The organism is Butyrivibrio sp. AD3002, from assembly GCF_000420905.1.
Lineage (GTDB): Bacteria > Bacillota > Clostridia > Lachnospirales > Lachnospiraceae > Butyrivibrio.
Map to the genome: position 1 here is coordinate 18,645 of NZ_ATVV01000002.1, position 17,388 is coordinate 36,032.

General features: G+C 42.5%; 10 protein-coding genes. 7 read left to right on the top strand and 3 right to left on the bottom strand.

The annotated features are described in order from the left end of the window. The first annotated feature begins 58 nt into the window (after positions 1-58). Both G596_RS0102550 and G596_RS0102555 read left to right on the top strand, forming a co-directional pair. The gene (locus G596_RS0102550; RefSeq protein WP_022760265.1) at positions 59-1,594 is read left to right on the top strand and encodes a lipopolysaccharide biosynthesis protein; all 1,536 of its coding nucleotides are present in this window, start codon (positions 59-61) and stop codon (positions 1,592-1,594) included. Next, the gene (locus G596_RS0102555) at positions 1,591-2,730 is read left to right on the top strand and encodes a glycoside hydrolase family 88 protein (protein WP_022760266.1); all 1,140 of its coding nucleotides are present in this window, start codon (positions 1,591-1,593) and stop codon (positions 2,728-2,730) included. The genes G596_RS0102550 and G596_RS0102555 overlap by 4 nt, the downstream gene beginning before the upstream one ends. Here the strand turns inward: G596_RS0102555 and G596_RS20610 are convergent, their stop codons facing one another. After that, positions 2,731-6,240 carry a glycosyl hydrolase 115 family protein gene (locus G596_RS20610; RefSeq protein WP_022760267.1) on the bottom strand — a complete coding sequence of 1,170 codons (3,510 nt, stop codon included), beginning with the start codon at positions 6,238-6,240 and terminating at the stop codon, positions 2,731-2,733. A gap of 311 nt (positions 6,241-6,551) precedes the next feature. Here G596_RS20610 and G596_RS0102565 point away from each other — a divergent pair, with 311 nt between their 5' ends. Further along, a complete protein-coding gene (locus G596_RS0102565; protein ID WP_022760268.1) occupies positions 6,552-8,225 on the top strand; it encodes a putative bifunctional diguanylate cyclase/phosphodiesterase in 1,674 nt (557 codons plus the stop codon). A gap of 40 nt (positions 8,226-8,265) precedes the next feature. On the opposite strand, the gene G596_RS0102570 is transcribed toward G596_RS0102565, so the two are convergent. Next, positions 8,266-9,213, bottom strand: coding sequence for a phospho-N-acetylmuramoyl-pentapeptide-transferase (locus G596_RS0102570; protein WP_022760269.1), 948 nt, complete (start codon positions 9,211-9,213; stop codon positions 8,266-8,268). Positions 9,214-9,373: 160 nt separating this feature from the next. On the opposite strand from G596_RS0102570, the gene G596_RS0102575 reads away from it, so the two are divergent. Further along, positions 9,374-10,456: a GGDEF domain-containing protein gene (locus tag G596_RS0102575; protein WP_022760270.1), complete on the top strand. Its 1,083-nt coding sequence runs from the start codon at positions 9,374-9,376 to the stop codon at positions 10,454-10,456. Between the two features lie 104 nt (positions 10,457-10,560). Continuing rightward, positions 10,561-11,727 carry a DUF3048 domain-containing protein gene (locus G596_RS0102580; RefSeq protein ID WP_022760271.1) on the top strand — a complete coding sequence of 389 codons (1,167 nt, stop codon included), beginning with the start codon at positions 10,561-10,563 and terminating at the stop codon, positions 11,725-11,727. A gap of 56 nt (positions 11,728-11,783) precedes the next feature. Here G596_RS0102580 and G596_RS0102585 read toward each other — a convergent pair whose 3' ends face one another. After that, positions 11,784-13,676 carry a bifunctional diguanylate cyclase/phosphodiesterase gene (locus G596_RS0102585; RefSeq protein WP_022760272.1) on the bottom strand — a complete coding sequence of 631 codons (1,893 nt, stop codon included), beginning with the start codon at positions 13,674-13,676 and terminating at the stop codon, positions 11,784-11,786. A gap of 200 nt (positions 13,677-13,876) precedes the next feature. Here G596_RS0102585 and G596_RS0102590 point away from each other — a divergent pair, with 200 nt between their 5' ends. Continuing rightward, positions 13,877-14,593, top strand: a complete 717-nt coding sequence (locus G596_RS0102590) for an ABC transporter ATP-binding protein (RefSeq protein ID WP_022760273.1) — start codon at positions 13,877-13,879, stop codon at positions 14,591-14,593. Positions 14,594-14,625: 32 nt separating this feature from the next. Then, positions 14,626-17,289 carry an ABC transporter permease gene (locus G596_RS0102595; RefSeq protein ID WP_022760274.1) on the top strand — a complete coding sequence of 888 codons (2,664 nt, stop codon included), beginning with the start codon at positions 14,626-14,628 and terminating at the stop codon, positions 17,287-17,289. Positions 17,290-17,388 lie beyond the last annotated feature (99 nt).

Consider the following 17,388-nt stretch of genomic DNA (forward strand, 5'->3'; position numbering starts at 1 on the left):
AACTCTCCTTAAAATGATATAATAACATGATAGTGAAAAAAGTCCCGGAGGTCAATTTATGGGCAGAACAAAGCTTGCTGCCAAAAACATAACATTCGGATACGTAGGACAGCTGGCAACAGCGCTAATGTCCTTCATTCTGCGTACCATTTTCATTCATCGACTGGCCGAGACTCTTCTTGGTGTCAATGCACTCTATAGCAATATCCTATCACTTTTGTCAATGGCTGAGCTCGGCATAGGGACCGCTCTTAATTTCAGCCTGTATGCTCCCGTTGCCAAAAAGGACATAGAGAAGGTAAAGTCCTACATGCAAATGTACCGCAAGGCATATCACACTATAGCCATTGTAGTGGCTGTGATTGGTCTTTCGCTCACACCTTTTCTTAAGTATCTCACCAAAAATCCCGGAGATATCACGCCCCGCGACCTTACATTATATTATCTCATCTTTCTGTTTAATACGGTAAGCACTTACTTTGTATCCTATAAGTACAGCCTTGTTAATGCCGAGCAGAAAAACTACATACAGACCAATATTATTACTATAACGAAGATAATTACCGTATTTTTCCAGATAATTGTCCTCCTTGTTATTCCGAATTTCTACCTGTACCTGCTAACCGATGCTGCTGTTCAGCTTATCCAGAAGATATTCGTCAACAGCTATTTGAATAAACTCTATCCATATCTTGCAGATAAGGACGTAACTCCCCTCTCCAGGGATGAACACGATGAAGTATGGAAAAAGACCAAAGCTCTCGTTATGCACAAGGTGGGCGATGTAGCAAGACTTCAGACTGATACTCTGATAATTTCTTCTTTCATTGAAGTCAAAGTGGCAGGTTATGTCGACAATTACACAATGGTAATAAGTACCATCTCCAATTTCGTAAATATCATTTTCAACTCTGTTATTTCCGGATTCGGCAACCTGATCGCCACTGAATCAATGGAGAAACAATACAAAACCTTTAAGGTTTATCGCTTCTTTGCATCCTGGGTTTACGGTTTTTCAGCCTGCGGCTTTTTTATAATGATTCAGCCCCTTATATATCTGTGGATCGTAAGGAACAAGGGGCCGGAATGGATGCTCAGCTCCATTGCCGTTTATTTTCTTTTGACAGACTACTATTTCAAGGGCGACAGAATTGTTCTTTCAAATTATAAAACAGCTGCCGGTGTTTTCGAGCAGGACAAGTACCTTGCTCTGATTCAGGGCTTTGTAAATCTTGTAATATCCATAGTGCTTGTTCAAAAGATCGGTCTTACGGGTATTTATGTCGGAACAGTCGTATCGGGACTTATAGCCAATATTACGAAACCTATTATAATTTACCGCGTATGCTTTGATAAAAGTTCACTGTCCTACTTTATGGACAGTCTGAAGTATATTCTGACAGAAGTCTCGATTATTGCGGTCCTTTATCTTTTGAGCACAATTGTTCTTAAAAACATAACCATCCTGTCTTTTGCTCTTATGATAATCATTGTTACCGTAGTATTTAATGGTGTATTTTGGATCATCTATCACAAGACCGAGGAATATGAATATCTAAAAGGCATAGTATTGAGAAAGCTGGGGAAGGCATGAACAAGGAAACATTTGAACAGATAATCAAAGTAACCGAAAATGATTTGAAAAATATAAATAATTACTCGGCAAAGGACGCTTTAAAAGATGCCGCAAAAAAGGCACTAAAAAGAGCCACTACCAACAGAGATCCCATGTTCTGGCCCGCAGGGCTTTTGCTGCTCGGCTTGTCCGAGGCTGCTTTTTCTCCGTCCGGGAATGCTTCATCTCTTATTGACAAGGCATCCAGAGATGAAATTACTCAATGCATAGGCTCCTACCTGGATAAATGGATAAAAGACGGTGAAGAAGTATCCTTTGTTGACGACTCTCTCGCCGGTCTTGCTCTTATCAGCATCTATGAAAATACCGGCGAAAGGCGTTACCATCACGGGGCTGTGAAAATAGCCAATTATCTGGCTCAGTGCCCCAAAAACAGCGAAGAAAGCATTATCTACAATCCCTCAAAAGGAAATGACCTTATATATGCGGACGGTGCAGGGCAGAGTGCAATGTATCTCTCCCGCTATGCCTCAGTTTTTCATAAAAAAAATGCCATGGCTCTGGCAGCAAAACAACTCCTGAATTTTCACGAAAAAGGACTTGATGCAAGATCCGGTCTTCCCTATCACGCATTCTCTCTGGAAAAGGATATGAAGCATGGAATCATCGGGTGGGGCAGAGCTGTAGGCTGGCTTATGATGGGATATTCCGAGCTGCTTGCCGGTCTTGAACGCGAATACAGCGAAGGAAACGATACCTCGGGAGAATCCCTCTTAAAGAACACTGCCGACAAGATCATGTCACAATATTATACCCTCATGAAAACTGTCATCTCCTACCAGAGACCCGACGGAGGATTTTCCTGGCTTCTTCCCGCAACAGAGGGCGAACCCGATACCTCCGCTACAGCCATGATAGCTTATTCCATGGCAGTCTGGATGAGGAGCGGCGCTTTTCACGCTCACGCCAAGGATCTTGCTGAGGACGTAAAAAAAGCCGTTTCCGGCGCAGGAGCTTTTCTCCTTGCAAAAACCGATAACGGCTCTGTATTACATGCTCTTAGCGGCTGTGAGGACATCGCTGTTCACAGGCAGATCTACGATCATTTCCCCTGGGGTCAGGGAAGCACACTAGCTCTTCTTAGCATAATATAACTACACTATAGCGGGCGGGAGCTCATCAGTAGCAGTCAGATAGAACTGCTCCACTCTTATTCCTGCCGAAAGCGCAAAGTATCTAAGCGTATGCCTTCCGCCTCGCAGTTTTACATCCATTAAAGGAACCCATCTCCAGATATTCTCTGCAGAAAAACGCCAGATGGACTGTCCGCTGTATAAGTCTCTCTCGGAATAAATCTTATCATCCACGCCTATCGTGAAATGTGACTTTTCCTCATCCCACATGAGAAACTTTCCCCATATCCTATAGGTACCGCCTCTGGTTTCAATATTGTAATGAAGAGATGGCGCCTTTTTAATTGCGCTCGTTCCTCCCCAGCTTGTGCCATGATAGCCTTCAAGTGCTTTTTCATCCCTGATATACATGGCAAGTCCGCTCTCTCCGTGCGAAGGAGCATTACAATAATCCCATCCGCCCTCAGTGTAAGCGGCCTTAGACTGTGCCAGGGCTGCAGCTGCTTCAATGAATATTCTTCCGTCCTTTTCAACTGCTGTGTGTTCACCCGTAGCCACTATCTCACCTGCGGCAACAGGAGCTCCGTAATGGGAGAGGAATTCCATATGCTCACCCATTTCAAGGCAGTTGCCCTTCTGCTTTCTGAAAGCATAATAGACCGGTCTTGGCGGAAGCTCGTAGGCCTCTTTTCCATAGAAATCCCAGCAGAAACCCGCGGCATCAAAACTAAGCGGCAACCTCAAATCTCCGCCTCTTATACCAAGCGTGTTCTCCTGTCTTTCTCTTGTATAGATAACAAATCTCGAGAAGGAAAAATATCTGTCTACCGCATGGAAAATAATTCTGTGCGATCCGGGTTTTATATTCGGAAGACGCAGATAAAGCTTATCTACGTTATTTCTGACATTATTTTTCCACTCTCCCTTAAATTCATCATTAGCTCTGGATTCAATAACTTCCACAGGGTTTTCATCCACGGAAACTCCGATTCTGATTCTTCCTTTGGAATTGAGCGACGGGAATCTATGAAGTTCGAGCAGGAATGCTCCCTCACTGGTGACAGTTACTTCATAGGTAAGGGTAGCGCCTTCTGTCCTGGCCTCAACCAGCGATCCTCTCTGTCTTCCAAGATTTGGAATTCTGACCCATGCTCCCGAGAGGTCGCGAACCATATCGGCCTCTATTCTAAGCATTCCGTCATCCTCCATGTGAGGCGGAAATACAATATTCCCCTGGCCGAGAAGTGTTATTCCCCTGAAAAGCTTGGCCTCCACGGGTATAACACGATTCTCTCCTGTCATCAGAGCCATTACATGGATTTCATCCTTAATGGAAACTACAGCATCGTCAGGCTTCACCTCGCCCTTCTTGGTCATCTGTTCTATCATGTCGGAGACCGTGGTCCAGTCAACCTCCAGAAGAAGTCTCTCTTCTCCGCTGATTCTGATATCGCCGTGTCCATCAAAACCGACTATACTCTCGTCTGTTACTTTGAGCCATGAGGGGAGATCAACCGTCACTACGATCTCGTTTTCTCCCGAGTTTGCTATTTCAAACCATTTTTCAACCGGCTTTACAAAGGTCAGCGAATTCTCTTCATTCTGACAAGTGACAATCAGATGATCCTCAGACTTTTTAATCGGCGGTTTGCATGCGGGATGCATCGCAGTCCTCGGCGGCGGGAAGTCCTCCGGAGTCATAACCCCGTCCCATTTTCCGTCTGACATTACGTGATTGTAGTAATAAAGCATGCTCCTTCGCGCATGATCAAAGGCCAGTGATCTTGTGGTATAGTCCGAAGCACTGTGGGTTTTGCCCTGTCTTATACACAGATTGCTTCTGTCCGCATAATAATACATTGCATAGGTATAATATGCGGCATGTATTTTCATCAGTATCAACTGGAAAAAAGCATCCTTTTCGTTATCGGGAAGAGAATGATATATTCTGTTTCCGGTTTTAAACATATACTCATAGCGGTGAATACGGCTAACTGCCTCATCCGTATAAGCTGTCTGCGAGAAAGCGTCCACATCCATCTGTTCTACTTTACGCACGTTCGTCAGCTGATCAAACTCAACCAGCATCGGCGCAAGCTTTTTACCATGATGTCCGCTGAAGGTTTCATCAATCCACTTTGCGAGGAATTCCACCTCATCCGCACAGATGGTATCCCCTTTTCCTATATCCCATGCAAGCTGGGCATAATAAGTCATCTGCTGCTCAAGCGGCTTTATCGCACCAAAATTTGTAACCCAGAGCTTTCTTATTCCCTCTTCGTATGCCTTCTTAAGCTCATTTCTGGTCTGTGAAAGCGGGATTGAACACAGGAAAAGATATGATGCTCCCGGCGGCGCCCAGTACGAATTGTGGTAATAAAGTCCGTTACCACCAGAGCGACGCTTTTCATTTTCGTTGGGATATCTTCTTACATGTCCGTAATTGTCGTTCACCCATATAAGTGTAAAATCGTCCGGAATTTTAAGCCCGTTATCATACAGCTCAAGCACCTCTTTATAAGGCACAAAGATCTTCATGGGCGTATACTCGAGAGTGCTGTCCAGAATTTTTTCCTGAGCATCTATTACATCCTCAAGAAGTTCTATCTTGGCACTTCGAAGTTCATCCCCTTTAAGTCCAGCAAGTGCCACCGGCTCAAACTCAGTATCATGAACGCCTCTCATACCGAGAGTATAGGTAACCTCATAATCCTTGTTCTGCTCAACCGCTTCCTGCCAGTATTCTATTATTGCATCCCTGCTCTTTTCGGAAGCAGTGAAATCGTAGGGCATGCCACTATAACCCTTCTTCTCAAGCCAGGGCCTCCACTCCTTGTTATTGCTGCGCATAAGCATATCGCAGTGGGAAGTACCTATAACTATTCCCATCTTATCAGCAAGCTTTGCGTTTTCGGGATTTGCATTAAAAGCATTTACATGCATTGCAGGCCAGAGGTAATTCATCTTAAGGCGCAGCATCAGTTCAAAGATCTTTTCGTAGGTCCTTATCCCTATAGTAGTTTCGCCAAGATATCTCTGAGCCCAGTGATCAAGCTCTTCTTCGTCATTTATAAATATCCCTCGGTATTCTATGCTCGGATGATCCGAAACATGATAATCGTCGGGGAGATTAATTTCAGTCTTGGGATGAATCGGCACATCGGCCATAAAGTACCAGGGTGAAACTCCCAGCACAGATCTGCAAAATTCATATATACCAAAAATGGTTCCCCTTCTGTCGGAACCGGCAATTATCAGCCTTCCTCGCCTATCACGGATAACATATGCCTCTTTTCTTCTTCTGCCATGTGCGCTGAAAAGACCGACAAGATCCTCTTCCTCGAAGTCTTCACATACGCCAACAGTACCCACCAGAATATGCTGTGAGTCAGGGTCATGGACTTCCGTATTAATTTGTAACACCCTTTTGAAGTCGCGGATCAGATTTGACACCGCAATTTTGACTGCTTCAGATTCGCGCTCACTGATCGTCACCACGACCGATGAGTACTGCCTGATAGTTATCCCCATAACTGTTTACACTCCGTTTCGGTCCGCGCCTAGTCACCCCTTAGACATCGGCACCCCCCATGAACCTCTAGTTGATGTATTAACAGACACTCAAAAAATCAAATATAAATGAGATTTTGTGATACTACATAATTGTATCAAGTTTTAATCATTTTGTGTTATAGCACATTGACGAATATTTCTACATAAATTGTCTAATTTGACGGATAATTAAAACTAATATAGAGAAAACATAATTAGTCACTTGTTTTAATCAAATATTTATAGCAAAATAAGGATAGTCGCGACAATAACAATATGAGTGAATATTCATGGATAAAACTATAACTCTGGATAAATTTGTTCAAATACTTTCCGGTACGGAAAATACCATGGAGGCATGCGGTGATGCCTTTTCTCTTATTGCTCCCGCTCTTCAGATTTCCCGAATCACTCTGGATATGAATATTCCGGAAACCAGGCAGACTCCAACCGGTGAAGTCAGACATTTGACCGTTTACTCAGGCGAAATGCTTTCGGATGAGGAAACGGAAATTGTGTGGCTGGAAGAATCCCAGCGCACTTTTGAAAACGGAATGATAACTGCCCGTGTGTATGCTCCAATCGAGACAAACTGGAGCCCGGATGAAAGGCAGTTTATTTTGTCTGCCATCAGAATATTCCTCATACATATCGGCAGATTCAGACTGGTTGAACTCGTTCAGAAAAGCGCTCTCACTCAGTATCTTACAGGCCTTCCGAATTCAGGAGGGTTTCTGGCTTTTGCCACAAGAAAAGTCATTTCCGGTGAGATAACAAAATACAACTCCTATTATTTTAATTTGAAAGGCTTTGGGCTTATAAACAGACGCTTCGGCGCTGATGAAACAGATAATATTGTCCGCAGATATGCAAGAGCACTTTTGGAATTCTGTGAAGAAGACGAAGTAGTCGGTCACCTCGGCGGAGATAATTTTGTTGCGCTTATTCGCAAGGAACGCACCGGCGACTTCCTGAACCTCCTTCAAAAAACAACAGTATACGGAATACGTGACGGTGAACAGGTACCTGTAACCATAAGCGCAGTTGCCGGAGTTTACGATATCGATGATTCTTTAAAAAATCCCGGGCAGATTCTTGGGCGCAGTTCTATTGCCCTCAGCGTTGCCAGGTCTCTTTCGAATGAGCCCTTCCTCTTTGTTACAAAGGAGATGAGCACCAGGGTTTACCGTGAGAAGCAGATTGAAGATCGCTTTGAGGACGGTCTTCTGAATAATGAATTTAAGGTATATTACCAGCCTAAAGTAGACACCAGGACACATACGCTAATCGGAGCAGAGGCACTCTCCCGCTGGCTTTGCAAAGGTGAATATGTCTATCCGGCTGAATTTGTTCCCGTACTTGAGAGAAACAGTTTTTCGATCGGTCTTGATATCTACGTCATTGAGGAAGTTTGTCGCACTATCCGCAAATGGCTGGACGAAGGTCTTGATCCTGTCCCTGTTTCCGTCAATTTCTCCAGGAGCGATCTCACAGACGAGAGACTTGCAGATCAGATTCTTGAGATAATAAATAAATATGATTTAGATTTGTCTTATATTCAGATTGAAGTTACCGAAACTGCGACTTCAAAGGAAAAAGGTCTTATCACTCATTTCCTGACGAAGCTGAACGGCATGAATATTGCCAGCTCGATCGATGATTTCGGAACAGGCTACTCTTCTCTGGGAATTCTAAGAGATCTGCCTGTATCGACCATCAAGATAGACAAGTCCTTTATCGATAATGAGGTTCTCACTCGCCGCGATGAGATTGTTTTAAAAAATATCATTCAGATGGCAAAGGAGCTCGATATTGAGGTTATAACCGAAGGTGTCGAGCGTCCCGACCAGATAGAATTTCTGCAACGCGTCGGCTGCGATCTGGTCCAGGGGTTCTTCTACGACAGGCCCCTCACCCGAGAAGAATTTGAGGATCGCCTAAAAAATAAGACCTATAATATCTGATAACCCTTTAATCCAAAGCCCCATACATACTATATTGGTATTAGAGTGCTACATAAAGTATTGACAGAACTACCTGAATAATCACAAAGCGGAGGACTACCTGGGTGTCGGACCATCCGAGGTTTTTGCGAACATGATCGTGGATCGGTGTTCGAAGGTTGGTCATTACTTTGAGCTTGAAGAATCTGATAAGTGTTATCTTGAGAAGCCCGAGGCCGCCATCGATTATAAGCACCAATGATAACATCAGATATGAAAATGGATGACCGGACTTCATTGCCAGAATTGCAATGAAGAATCCCAGTGCTCTGGAGCCGGCATCTCCCATCAGCATCGAACTCGGCGAACAGTTGAAATAAAGGTATGCAAGAAGCACAGCCACCAGCAGTTGTCCTGCGGTTCCAACACTTCCCAGTTTTTCGGAAAATAAAATAACAAACGACATTATTGTTACAATAACAAGTGATGCACAAAGACCATCCACGCCGTCAGAACAATTTGTAACGTTAATTGCCACCCAAATCAGCGCTACTCCCAGCACAAAATAAACAGGGTAGGGTATGCTCAGTTCAAATGCAAGGAACTTTATTGTGGTGCCGTTTTGCGACAGGAAGGTAACCATAGTCGCTACTGACAGCACAAAATCAATAAGTCCTTTTTTATATTCATTCCATGGCTTTTCTGCCGCATCATCAAGATAACCGCTAAGCATTATAAGAAAAAGCAGTCCCAGATAGATCAACATCTCAACAGAGAGTGGCAAAAAAAGAACAGAAACAAGTATAAAATCTATAGCAAAAACAATTCCCACTCCGCGCAGCTTGCCTTTAGACAAAGCACCGTTTATGGCAAAAGCGCGCCCCTGATCCTGCGGAAGAAATGAGAACCTCATATTCAGCGTGACAAACGTCAGAATAAATGAGACCACCATACCTATGGCTGCTGCCTGATGTGGTGTGAAAAAACCTAAAAAAGTATCATATAACATTACAATTTCTCCTCTGTAAGCCGTTGTTTCAGCTCATTTTTATTCAGAATTATGCATATTTGTGATATAATTTGCTTTGGCTTATGTATTTTTGTGTTTTCAGCGAGGGGCGTTCAAGCACATACCGCCTTTATCATTATATTATCGAAGGTAGGAACTAATGGCAACTTTTTCCGAGATAAAAAAAAATGTACTGAATTATATCAATCCATATATTCACCCTTCCATAAAGGAAGGTCTTTACCGAATCAATTTAAAGTCAGCAAGAGATATTTCCTTTGCTTTTACAATCATGGAATTACTGGCTTTAATTTCCTATTTTATATTTTTCAGAGATGTTCTTTCCGAGCCGGGTGTTATTCCAAATGCACTTTATTCTATAGGTGTCAGTGCCATAACTTTCCTTGTTTCAAATTACGGACTTAAGGATTCAAAACATCCATTCAGCACTTACAGACATATCAGCATAATCTACTATATCCTTATCATCATCTTTGGTATCGCGACATCCTTCTATCATTACACCAACGGAAACCAAATGTTTGTATTTTTTGCTATAGTATTCTGTCTGGTAAATTTCTTTTTGCTGCCGCCGATAACCAGTTTCATTTTGATTTTTGGCTCTTATATTGTTTTTTACCTGATACTGTATGCCTATGACGGCGCCATAAGGATCAATCTTTTTAACTACTCTCTGCTTGCAATACTTACAGTCATCGGTGCCTTCAACAAATACCGTATGCAGGCAACAGAGCTTGAGCGTATTCACCGCATTGAAACCATGAACGACATGCTCCAGAATGTTCCGGTACATGATAATGTCACTGATATGAAAAACCGCTATGCTCTACGTGATGATTTCGATTCATACCAGAACCACCATATAATTGTTGTTATGCTTGATCTTGACGAATTTTCCAAGGTAAACGAAGAATACGGCCTTGATGCAGGTAATGCAATCCTCAATCAGGTGGGCAAATATATTAAAACTCACCTCACGGACAGTCATTCCTACAGATATGGCTCTGACTCATTCCTTATAATACTTCAGGACATGGAACTTAGTGATGCGCTTCAGCGCCTGTCTATCTGGGAGCGCAGTATGGCCACACTCAGTATCCCCGAAATAGATAAACCTATTCACTATACAAGCGGATATTCACACGGAACCCCCAGAGACGAGGATGAGCTGAGAATGCTTATAGAAGCCGCTGATCGCAAGAGAAGAGACTATTCATCATAAGATTTTTTATTATATTTTTCATTTTTTACTTTTTCCGTAATATCTTTTCTGTTAAAATAATGAAGGTGTGTCTTTTACGCACATTTTTAAAGGAGGATTCTATTATGAAATTTAATAAACGAATAGTAAGTGTCGCACTTACAGCTATGATGCTTACAGCTGCTGTTGGCTGCGGTAAGTCCGACAAGACAGATGAAGCTGAAGAAGGACTTACATGGGAGTCCATCGAGGATAATGCAGGAGAAGAAGAAAGCACCGAAGAAGCTCCTGTAGAGGAAGAACCCGCTGAAGAGATCGTTTCAGCCGAGATACCTGCAGGAATGTACAGAAGTGAGCTCACAGGTGAGCCCATCAGCGAGTCTCTTAAGGATCAGCGCCCCATCGCTGTCATGGTAGATAACGAGTCCGCTGCTCTTCCTCACTTTGGAACAGCAGAATGTGACGTTGTATATGAGATGATGAACAGCACACAGAACGGTCGTATCACTCGTCTTATGTGCATGATGAAGGACTGGGGCTCAATCAAGCAGCTCGGTTCCATCAGAAGTACAAGACCTACCAACATTATTCTTGCTGCTGAGTGGAATGCAGTACTTTGTCACGATGGTGGCCCGAAGGTTCACATCGATCCCTATCTTGCTAAGGAGTGGGGAACAAACCACTTCTCAGGAACTTTCTCTCGTGTAGATAATGGTAAAAAGAGAGAGTATACAGAGTACATCCTTTCAGGTGATCTTGAGAACAACTTCTCAGGAAGCAGTTTCTCAACTACTTACAACGAGTTCACACCTGACGGTGTGAAGGAAAATCACTTCAATTTCACTCCCTGGGGTAACGAGATCAACCTCCAGGATAAGGGCTACGCTAAGTGCCTTGATGCTACAACAATTGATATCATTCCTTTCACACACAATAGCTCAAAGCTTGTATATAACGAAGAAACCAAGGAATATGAGTACTACGATTACGGCAACATCCACAAGGATGGCGAAGATGGAGAAGTTCTTTCCTTCAAGAATGTAATTCTTCAGAAATGTACCTTCAACCAGCTTGATGATCACGGTTATCTCATTTATAACTGTATCGATATCAACCAGCCCGGCTACTACTGCACAAACGGTAAGGCAACCGATATCGTATGGACCAAGACAGGTGAGCTTGTAAAGACACAGTTCTTTGATTCACAGGCTAATGAGCTTGAGATCAACAACGGTAAGACATATATCGCACTTGTTCCTGCAGATACTTGGGATCAGCTTGTTATTCAGTAATTAAGCATAAAATAATTAAAGCCATTGGGCACATGCCCAATGGCTTTTTATTATACCTAGTTCTCTATGATCATCCTCTTAAATTCTTCTGCGGGTACAGGTCTCGAGAAATAGTAACCCTGAATCATCTCACATCCGATGGATTTTAAGTACTCGTACTGTTCTTCTGTTTCCACTCCCTCAACGACAATTGGCATATCCAGCTTTTTAGTCATCTCAACAATTGTGTTTATAACTATCTGGCCCTTCTCTGAGGATTCTATTCCATCCATGAACTTCATGTCGGCCTTGAGCACATCAACATGCGCATCCTTGAATGTATTAAAACTGGAATAACCGCTGCCAAAGTCATCCATAAGGATTCTGAATCCAACTTCCTTAAGGACATCAACCGTGCCAAAGAACTTTTGATTCTCAGCCACGAAAGCACTCTCCGTTATCTCAAGCTTAATATCGAGCGGTGAGAGGTGATATTTCTTAATCAGATCCAGCATCACCTCGTAAAGATTCTCCATCTGCAGATCTCTTCTTGATAGGTTAACCGAAATCGGCGGAACAAGGATCCCTTCATTCCTCCAATCAGAAATTTGCTTACATACAGCTTCCCACATGTATACATCAAGCTTAGTGATAAAGCCATTTCTCTCAAATATCGGAATGAAATCCCCGGGACTGATAAGACCGTATTGCTTATCCTTCCAGCGGATCAGCGCCTCAGCACTGCAGATTTTCTTTGTCTTTGCATCATATATTGGCTGGAAATATGGCAAAAAATCATGCTCATGAATCGCCCTGTCGCAGTTGTGAAGCATGTATGCCTGCATCTCGAAGGAACGGTTCAATCCTTCATCAAAAAGCCTCTCATGCTTGTCATACTCATAACGAATCGAATCCATCGCAAATCTTGCTCTGTCGCACATAAGGATGGGATTCATGGTCCTGTCAGTTATAGGATAAACGCCGGCGTAAAGAGACAGATTATAATCCATATCCTCACCCGGATACATCTCGTTGAGTTTAAGCGTTCCCTGCAACATCCAGTAAGAACCTTCAGGAAACAGCCCTACAAAATTATCCTCTCCAAGATAGGCGAGCTCCACTTCCCATGAAAAGCTCTGTCTCATGGCTGCAGCAATACGCCTAAGAATATCGTCGCCCTTTTCGAAGCCAAATCTCTCGTTTACATCCTGGAAATCTCTGATATCAAGCAGGCACATTTTATACTCAGTCTTGGGATTTAATATCAGATCCTCTTTAACCGCTCTCATAAAAGCAGTCTTGGTATATAGACCCGTCTTAGGATCCGTAGGGTTATCAACAAGATATAACATAACCAGATTAAAGGTAACCCCGGCTGCAAAAGCAGCTCCCATGAAGCCAAAATCCTCAATCCTGTAGTTCAGTATAAGCATTAAAAAATCAAGGAAGACAATAAATGTTATAACCGACGGAGCGAATTTTCCAAGCCTCCTGTGATGTCTCCAGGCAAGACCGATTGAAGGAATAACATATAGCAGATTTATAATCGTAGAAATAACTATATATGCCAGTCTCTCTATGGTAACTATGCCTCTTACTTCACTGTAATAAGCGATATGATTAATTGGATTTAACACCAGAATATATATCAGAGTGATGGCGAAGGGCACAATAGATAAAAAGGGAGCCTTTTCCCTATATCTGACGAGTCCCACCGTGATCTTGTAGGCGCAAAGAAGATATGTACTTAATGTGATAATAAAACCGGTGACAGCAGTGACGTAGTAAAAATTTTCATTTAAACCAAGGTACTTATAAAATGTATTAAGCACCCAAATAAAGATGATATATGCAATTGTCACATACACTTCAAGACTAATCCAGACAATACCCACTGTGCGGCTTAGACTTCTTACGCGCATAGCAAGGATACCGACAGCAATAATCCCAAGACTGAGTAATGTGATCATGACGTGTCTCCCCTATCTATACATATCCAACTTCAATTATACATTAAAATATTTCTCACACCCGTCACTATCTGTTTTTTCAGAATTTCTTTATAAGTATTTTACATTCTGAAGCATTACTTAAAATTTCAACGCTCTGGGATATGTTATAGTTATCTTGAGAAAATATTTCACTTGATAAAACCTGTTTGGGAGCGCATATGCAAGACGGCAAAAAGGTCATCATATCCCTGAGGGATGTAACAAGAGAATTTAATACAGGTGATGGAAAACTTGAAGCGCTGAAGGCAATCTCCCTTGATATTTACGAAGGAGAGTTTGTCGCAATCCTTGGCGAAAGCGGCTGCGGCAAAACTACAGTCCTTAACATTATGGGAGGCATGGATCACCTTACAAACGGGACCATGATACTTGATGGTAAAGACTTTTCCCACCCATCTCCCGATGAATTAACCGCCTACAGAAGAAATTATATCGGCTTCGTATTTCAGGACTACCACCTCATGCCCAATCTGACAGCACTGGAGAATGTGAATTTTATTGCAGAGCTATCTCCAAACTCGATGCCCGCAGAAGAAGCGATTGAGATGGTAGGTCTCTCAGATCGAAAAAACAACTACCCTTCTCAGATGAGCGGTGGTCAGCAACAGCGTGTTTCCATTGCCAGAGCTCTTTGCAAACACCCCCGTCTGATTCTCGCTGATGAGCCCACAGCCGCACTGGACTTTAATACCAGCATAGAAGTACTCCAGGTCTTTGAAGACATAGTAAAACGCAATCAGACCACTGTTGTGATGGTCACTCACAATAACGAGATATCCAAAATGGCTAATCGTATTGTAAAAATCAAGGACGGTCAGATAGATGAGATTATCACCAATCCCTCGCCTACTCCTGCCGCTCTTTTATCCTGGTAACCCCCTCATCTCAAGCGTTTTTGGTGATTATTATGAAAAAAACCCAGCTTCTGGACACTTTCAGAAACATCAAAAAACAGCTTGTTTCATGGCTGTCAATTATCGTCATTTCTTCCTTTGCCCTGGCTGCATATCTTGGGCTCACTTATTCTGCCTACGGACTTGAAAAGGCAGGACAAAATCTCTATGATTCCACAAATTTCAGAGACATTCAGATAACCTCAAACTGCCTGATCTCCGAATCCGATCTGGAAAAGATAAAAAAAGTGCCTGGAATTACCGGCGTAGAGGGGCTTCTTCGCACCTCAGGCAGAATAAGCGGAAATAATATCACAAAACCGGTTTATATTACCTCTGTCCCAAAGCATATCGGTCTTCCCATCCTTCAGGAAGGGCATCTCCCCGAATCCGATTCCGAATGCATCATTGAACAATATCTTGCGGACAAACTCGGTATAAAAATCGGCGATAGTCTTTCCATTAAAGATGCTTATGATGAGGACATTCCGGAACTAAATCTAAATTCCTTTAAAGTCACAGGTATTTTTCTTCACGCGGAGCACGCCAGCTTTGACCTTGAAGAGACCTACTGCATACTTGTAGATAATTCCGCCTTTGACAGCTCAAAATTCGATAATTGCTACTGTCTTGCTGATGTAACCTTTGATAATCCTGAGCATTTCAGGACCTTTAGCAGAGATTATTTTAATCTCTCCGATACTTATATCGATTCTCTGGAGACACTAGGAAAATCCCTATCTTCCGAAAGGTATGACAAATACACCAAATTCATGGATGAACAGCTAACCGATAGCGAAAAGGAGCTTTCTGATGCTGAGGCTCAGCTTAGTCTTGCTGCAAAAATGGTACCGTCTCTGAAGGGTAAAACCGGAGAAATAATGGCCGATATGTCAAACATGCTCTCTGTAATAATAAGCACAGACCCTTCGGAATATAAAACAGCTGATGAACAGATTACAGCTTACGAAGATGCCAAAAAAGAATACGATCATGCCGTGAAAAGAGTTACAGATACCCGTAACGGGCTTAATAAAATACTTGGGATGGGCAAATCAGAGTGGTACGTATTTAATAGAAATGCAAATCCCTGCTTCGTATTTCTTAAAAATAACACAGAGAACCTTCGTGCGCTGAACCTTTCCTTTTCTCTTTTGTTTGTAGCCATCGCCATCATGGTCATTTTTGCTTCACTTTCCAGAATGGTATATGAACAGCGTTCGATAATCGGAATCTCAAAAGCACTTGGTCTTCACCAATTTGAGATTTTCTCAAAATATCTGATTTTCGGATTTTCCGGCGCAGTACTCGGAATCATCCTTGGCATAGCATTGTCTCTGTTCATAATCGAGTGGATTGTAGCCCTTGGTTACGGTGATCACTTTATTTTCGGGCCGTTCCCTTTTGCAATAGACATTATACCCACCGTTGTTTCTGTACTTGTAGCAGTCATCGTTGCCATCCTTTCCATAAATGCATCCTGTTCCTCGCTCTTAAAGGAAACTGCCAAGAAGCTGTTATCTCCCAGAATCCCCAAGGGACATGCAAAAGCTTTGGAAAAATCGCCTTTTCTTAAACGTCTGAATCTCTACAACAGAATGATTCTTCTTAATATGCGCTCCGACATTGTAAGGGTTATCGTTACAATAATCAGCGTTGCGGGCTGCTGCTCCCTCGTGGTTATAGGTTTTTCGCTCAGGGCCTCGATTATGGGCGCTATAAAATATCAGATAAGCGATTATACCCATTATGACGCCAAAATAAGTTACAGCAATGAAATCTCCCCTTCCGCATCCGGGGATATTAAGGATATCCTAAAGGGACATAATATCTCATATATAAGCTTTCTGAATAAGCACGGAAGCGTACAGGTGGACGACACTCTCGAATACATGGAATTCCTTATCTGCGATGACCTTAAGTCCTTCTCCAACTTCAGACCGCTTACAAGTCTTGGTGAAAAAGAGGGTTTGATAATCACGAATCGTCTGGCGGAAATATACGACCTCGGAGAAGGAGATAGTATTTACGTGATAGACGATATGGGCTATAAGCATAGCGCCAAAGTAAGCGCAGTTACAAAAAATTACATCGGCAGGTATGTCATTTGCACAAAGTCTTACTATGAACAGATCATGGAAGACACTTTTGAAAGCAACACCTTTTTCATTAAACTAAACTCTTCTGTGGACGAAGCTACCCTTCAGGATGAACTGCTGGGTATACAGGGTTATGAGGCATATACACCGGCCTCCGAGCAAGTGGAGATGTTCAACAATCTGCTTATAGTATTAAACCTTGTTATAGGGCTTCTGATTATCTTATCAGGTGTAATGGCACTATTTGTGCTCCTTAATCTTGCAGATATGTATCTTCTCTCGAAAAAGAACGAACTTACAATAATGAGAATAAACGGTTTTACTGTAAAAGAGACTGTTCTGTACGCTGTAAGGGAAGTATTTTTCACCACCACAACAGGAATTATTCTAGGAGTCATCATAGGCTGTATAATCGTATATTCCATCATAAGGACTATGGAACAGGTTCACCTCATGTTTGTGCGAAGCCCCAGCATTCCTTCATGTATACTGGGAACTGTTATTACTGCCGGTTTTACGATAGGAATTTATTATTTATCAATGAGAAAAGTTAAGGACCTTAGCCTTAAAGATATTTGATCGGATTTCTTAGAAAAGGACTTCTCGCATATACAAAAAAGGGCTTTGCCCGGATAATGACAAAACTCATTTCCGAAGCAATAGCCCTTTTATATTTTC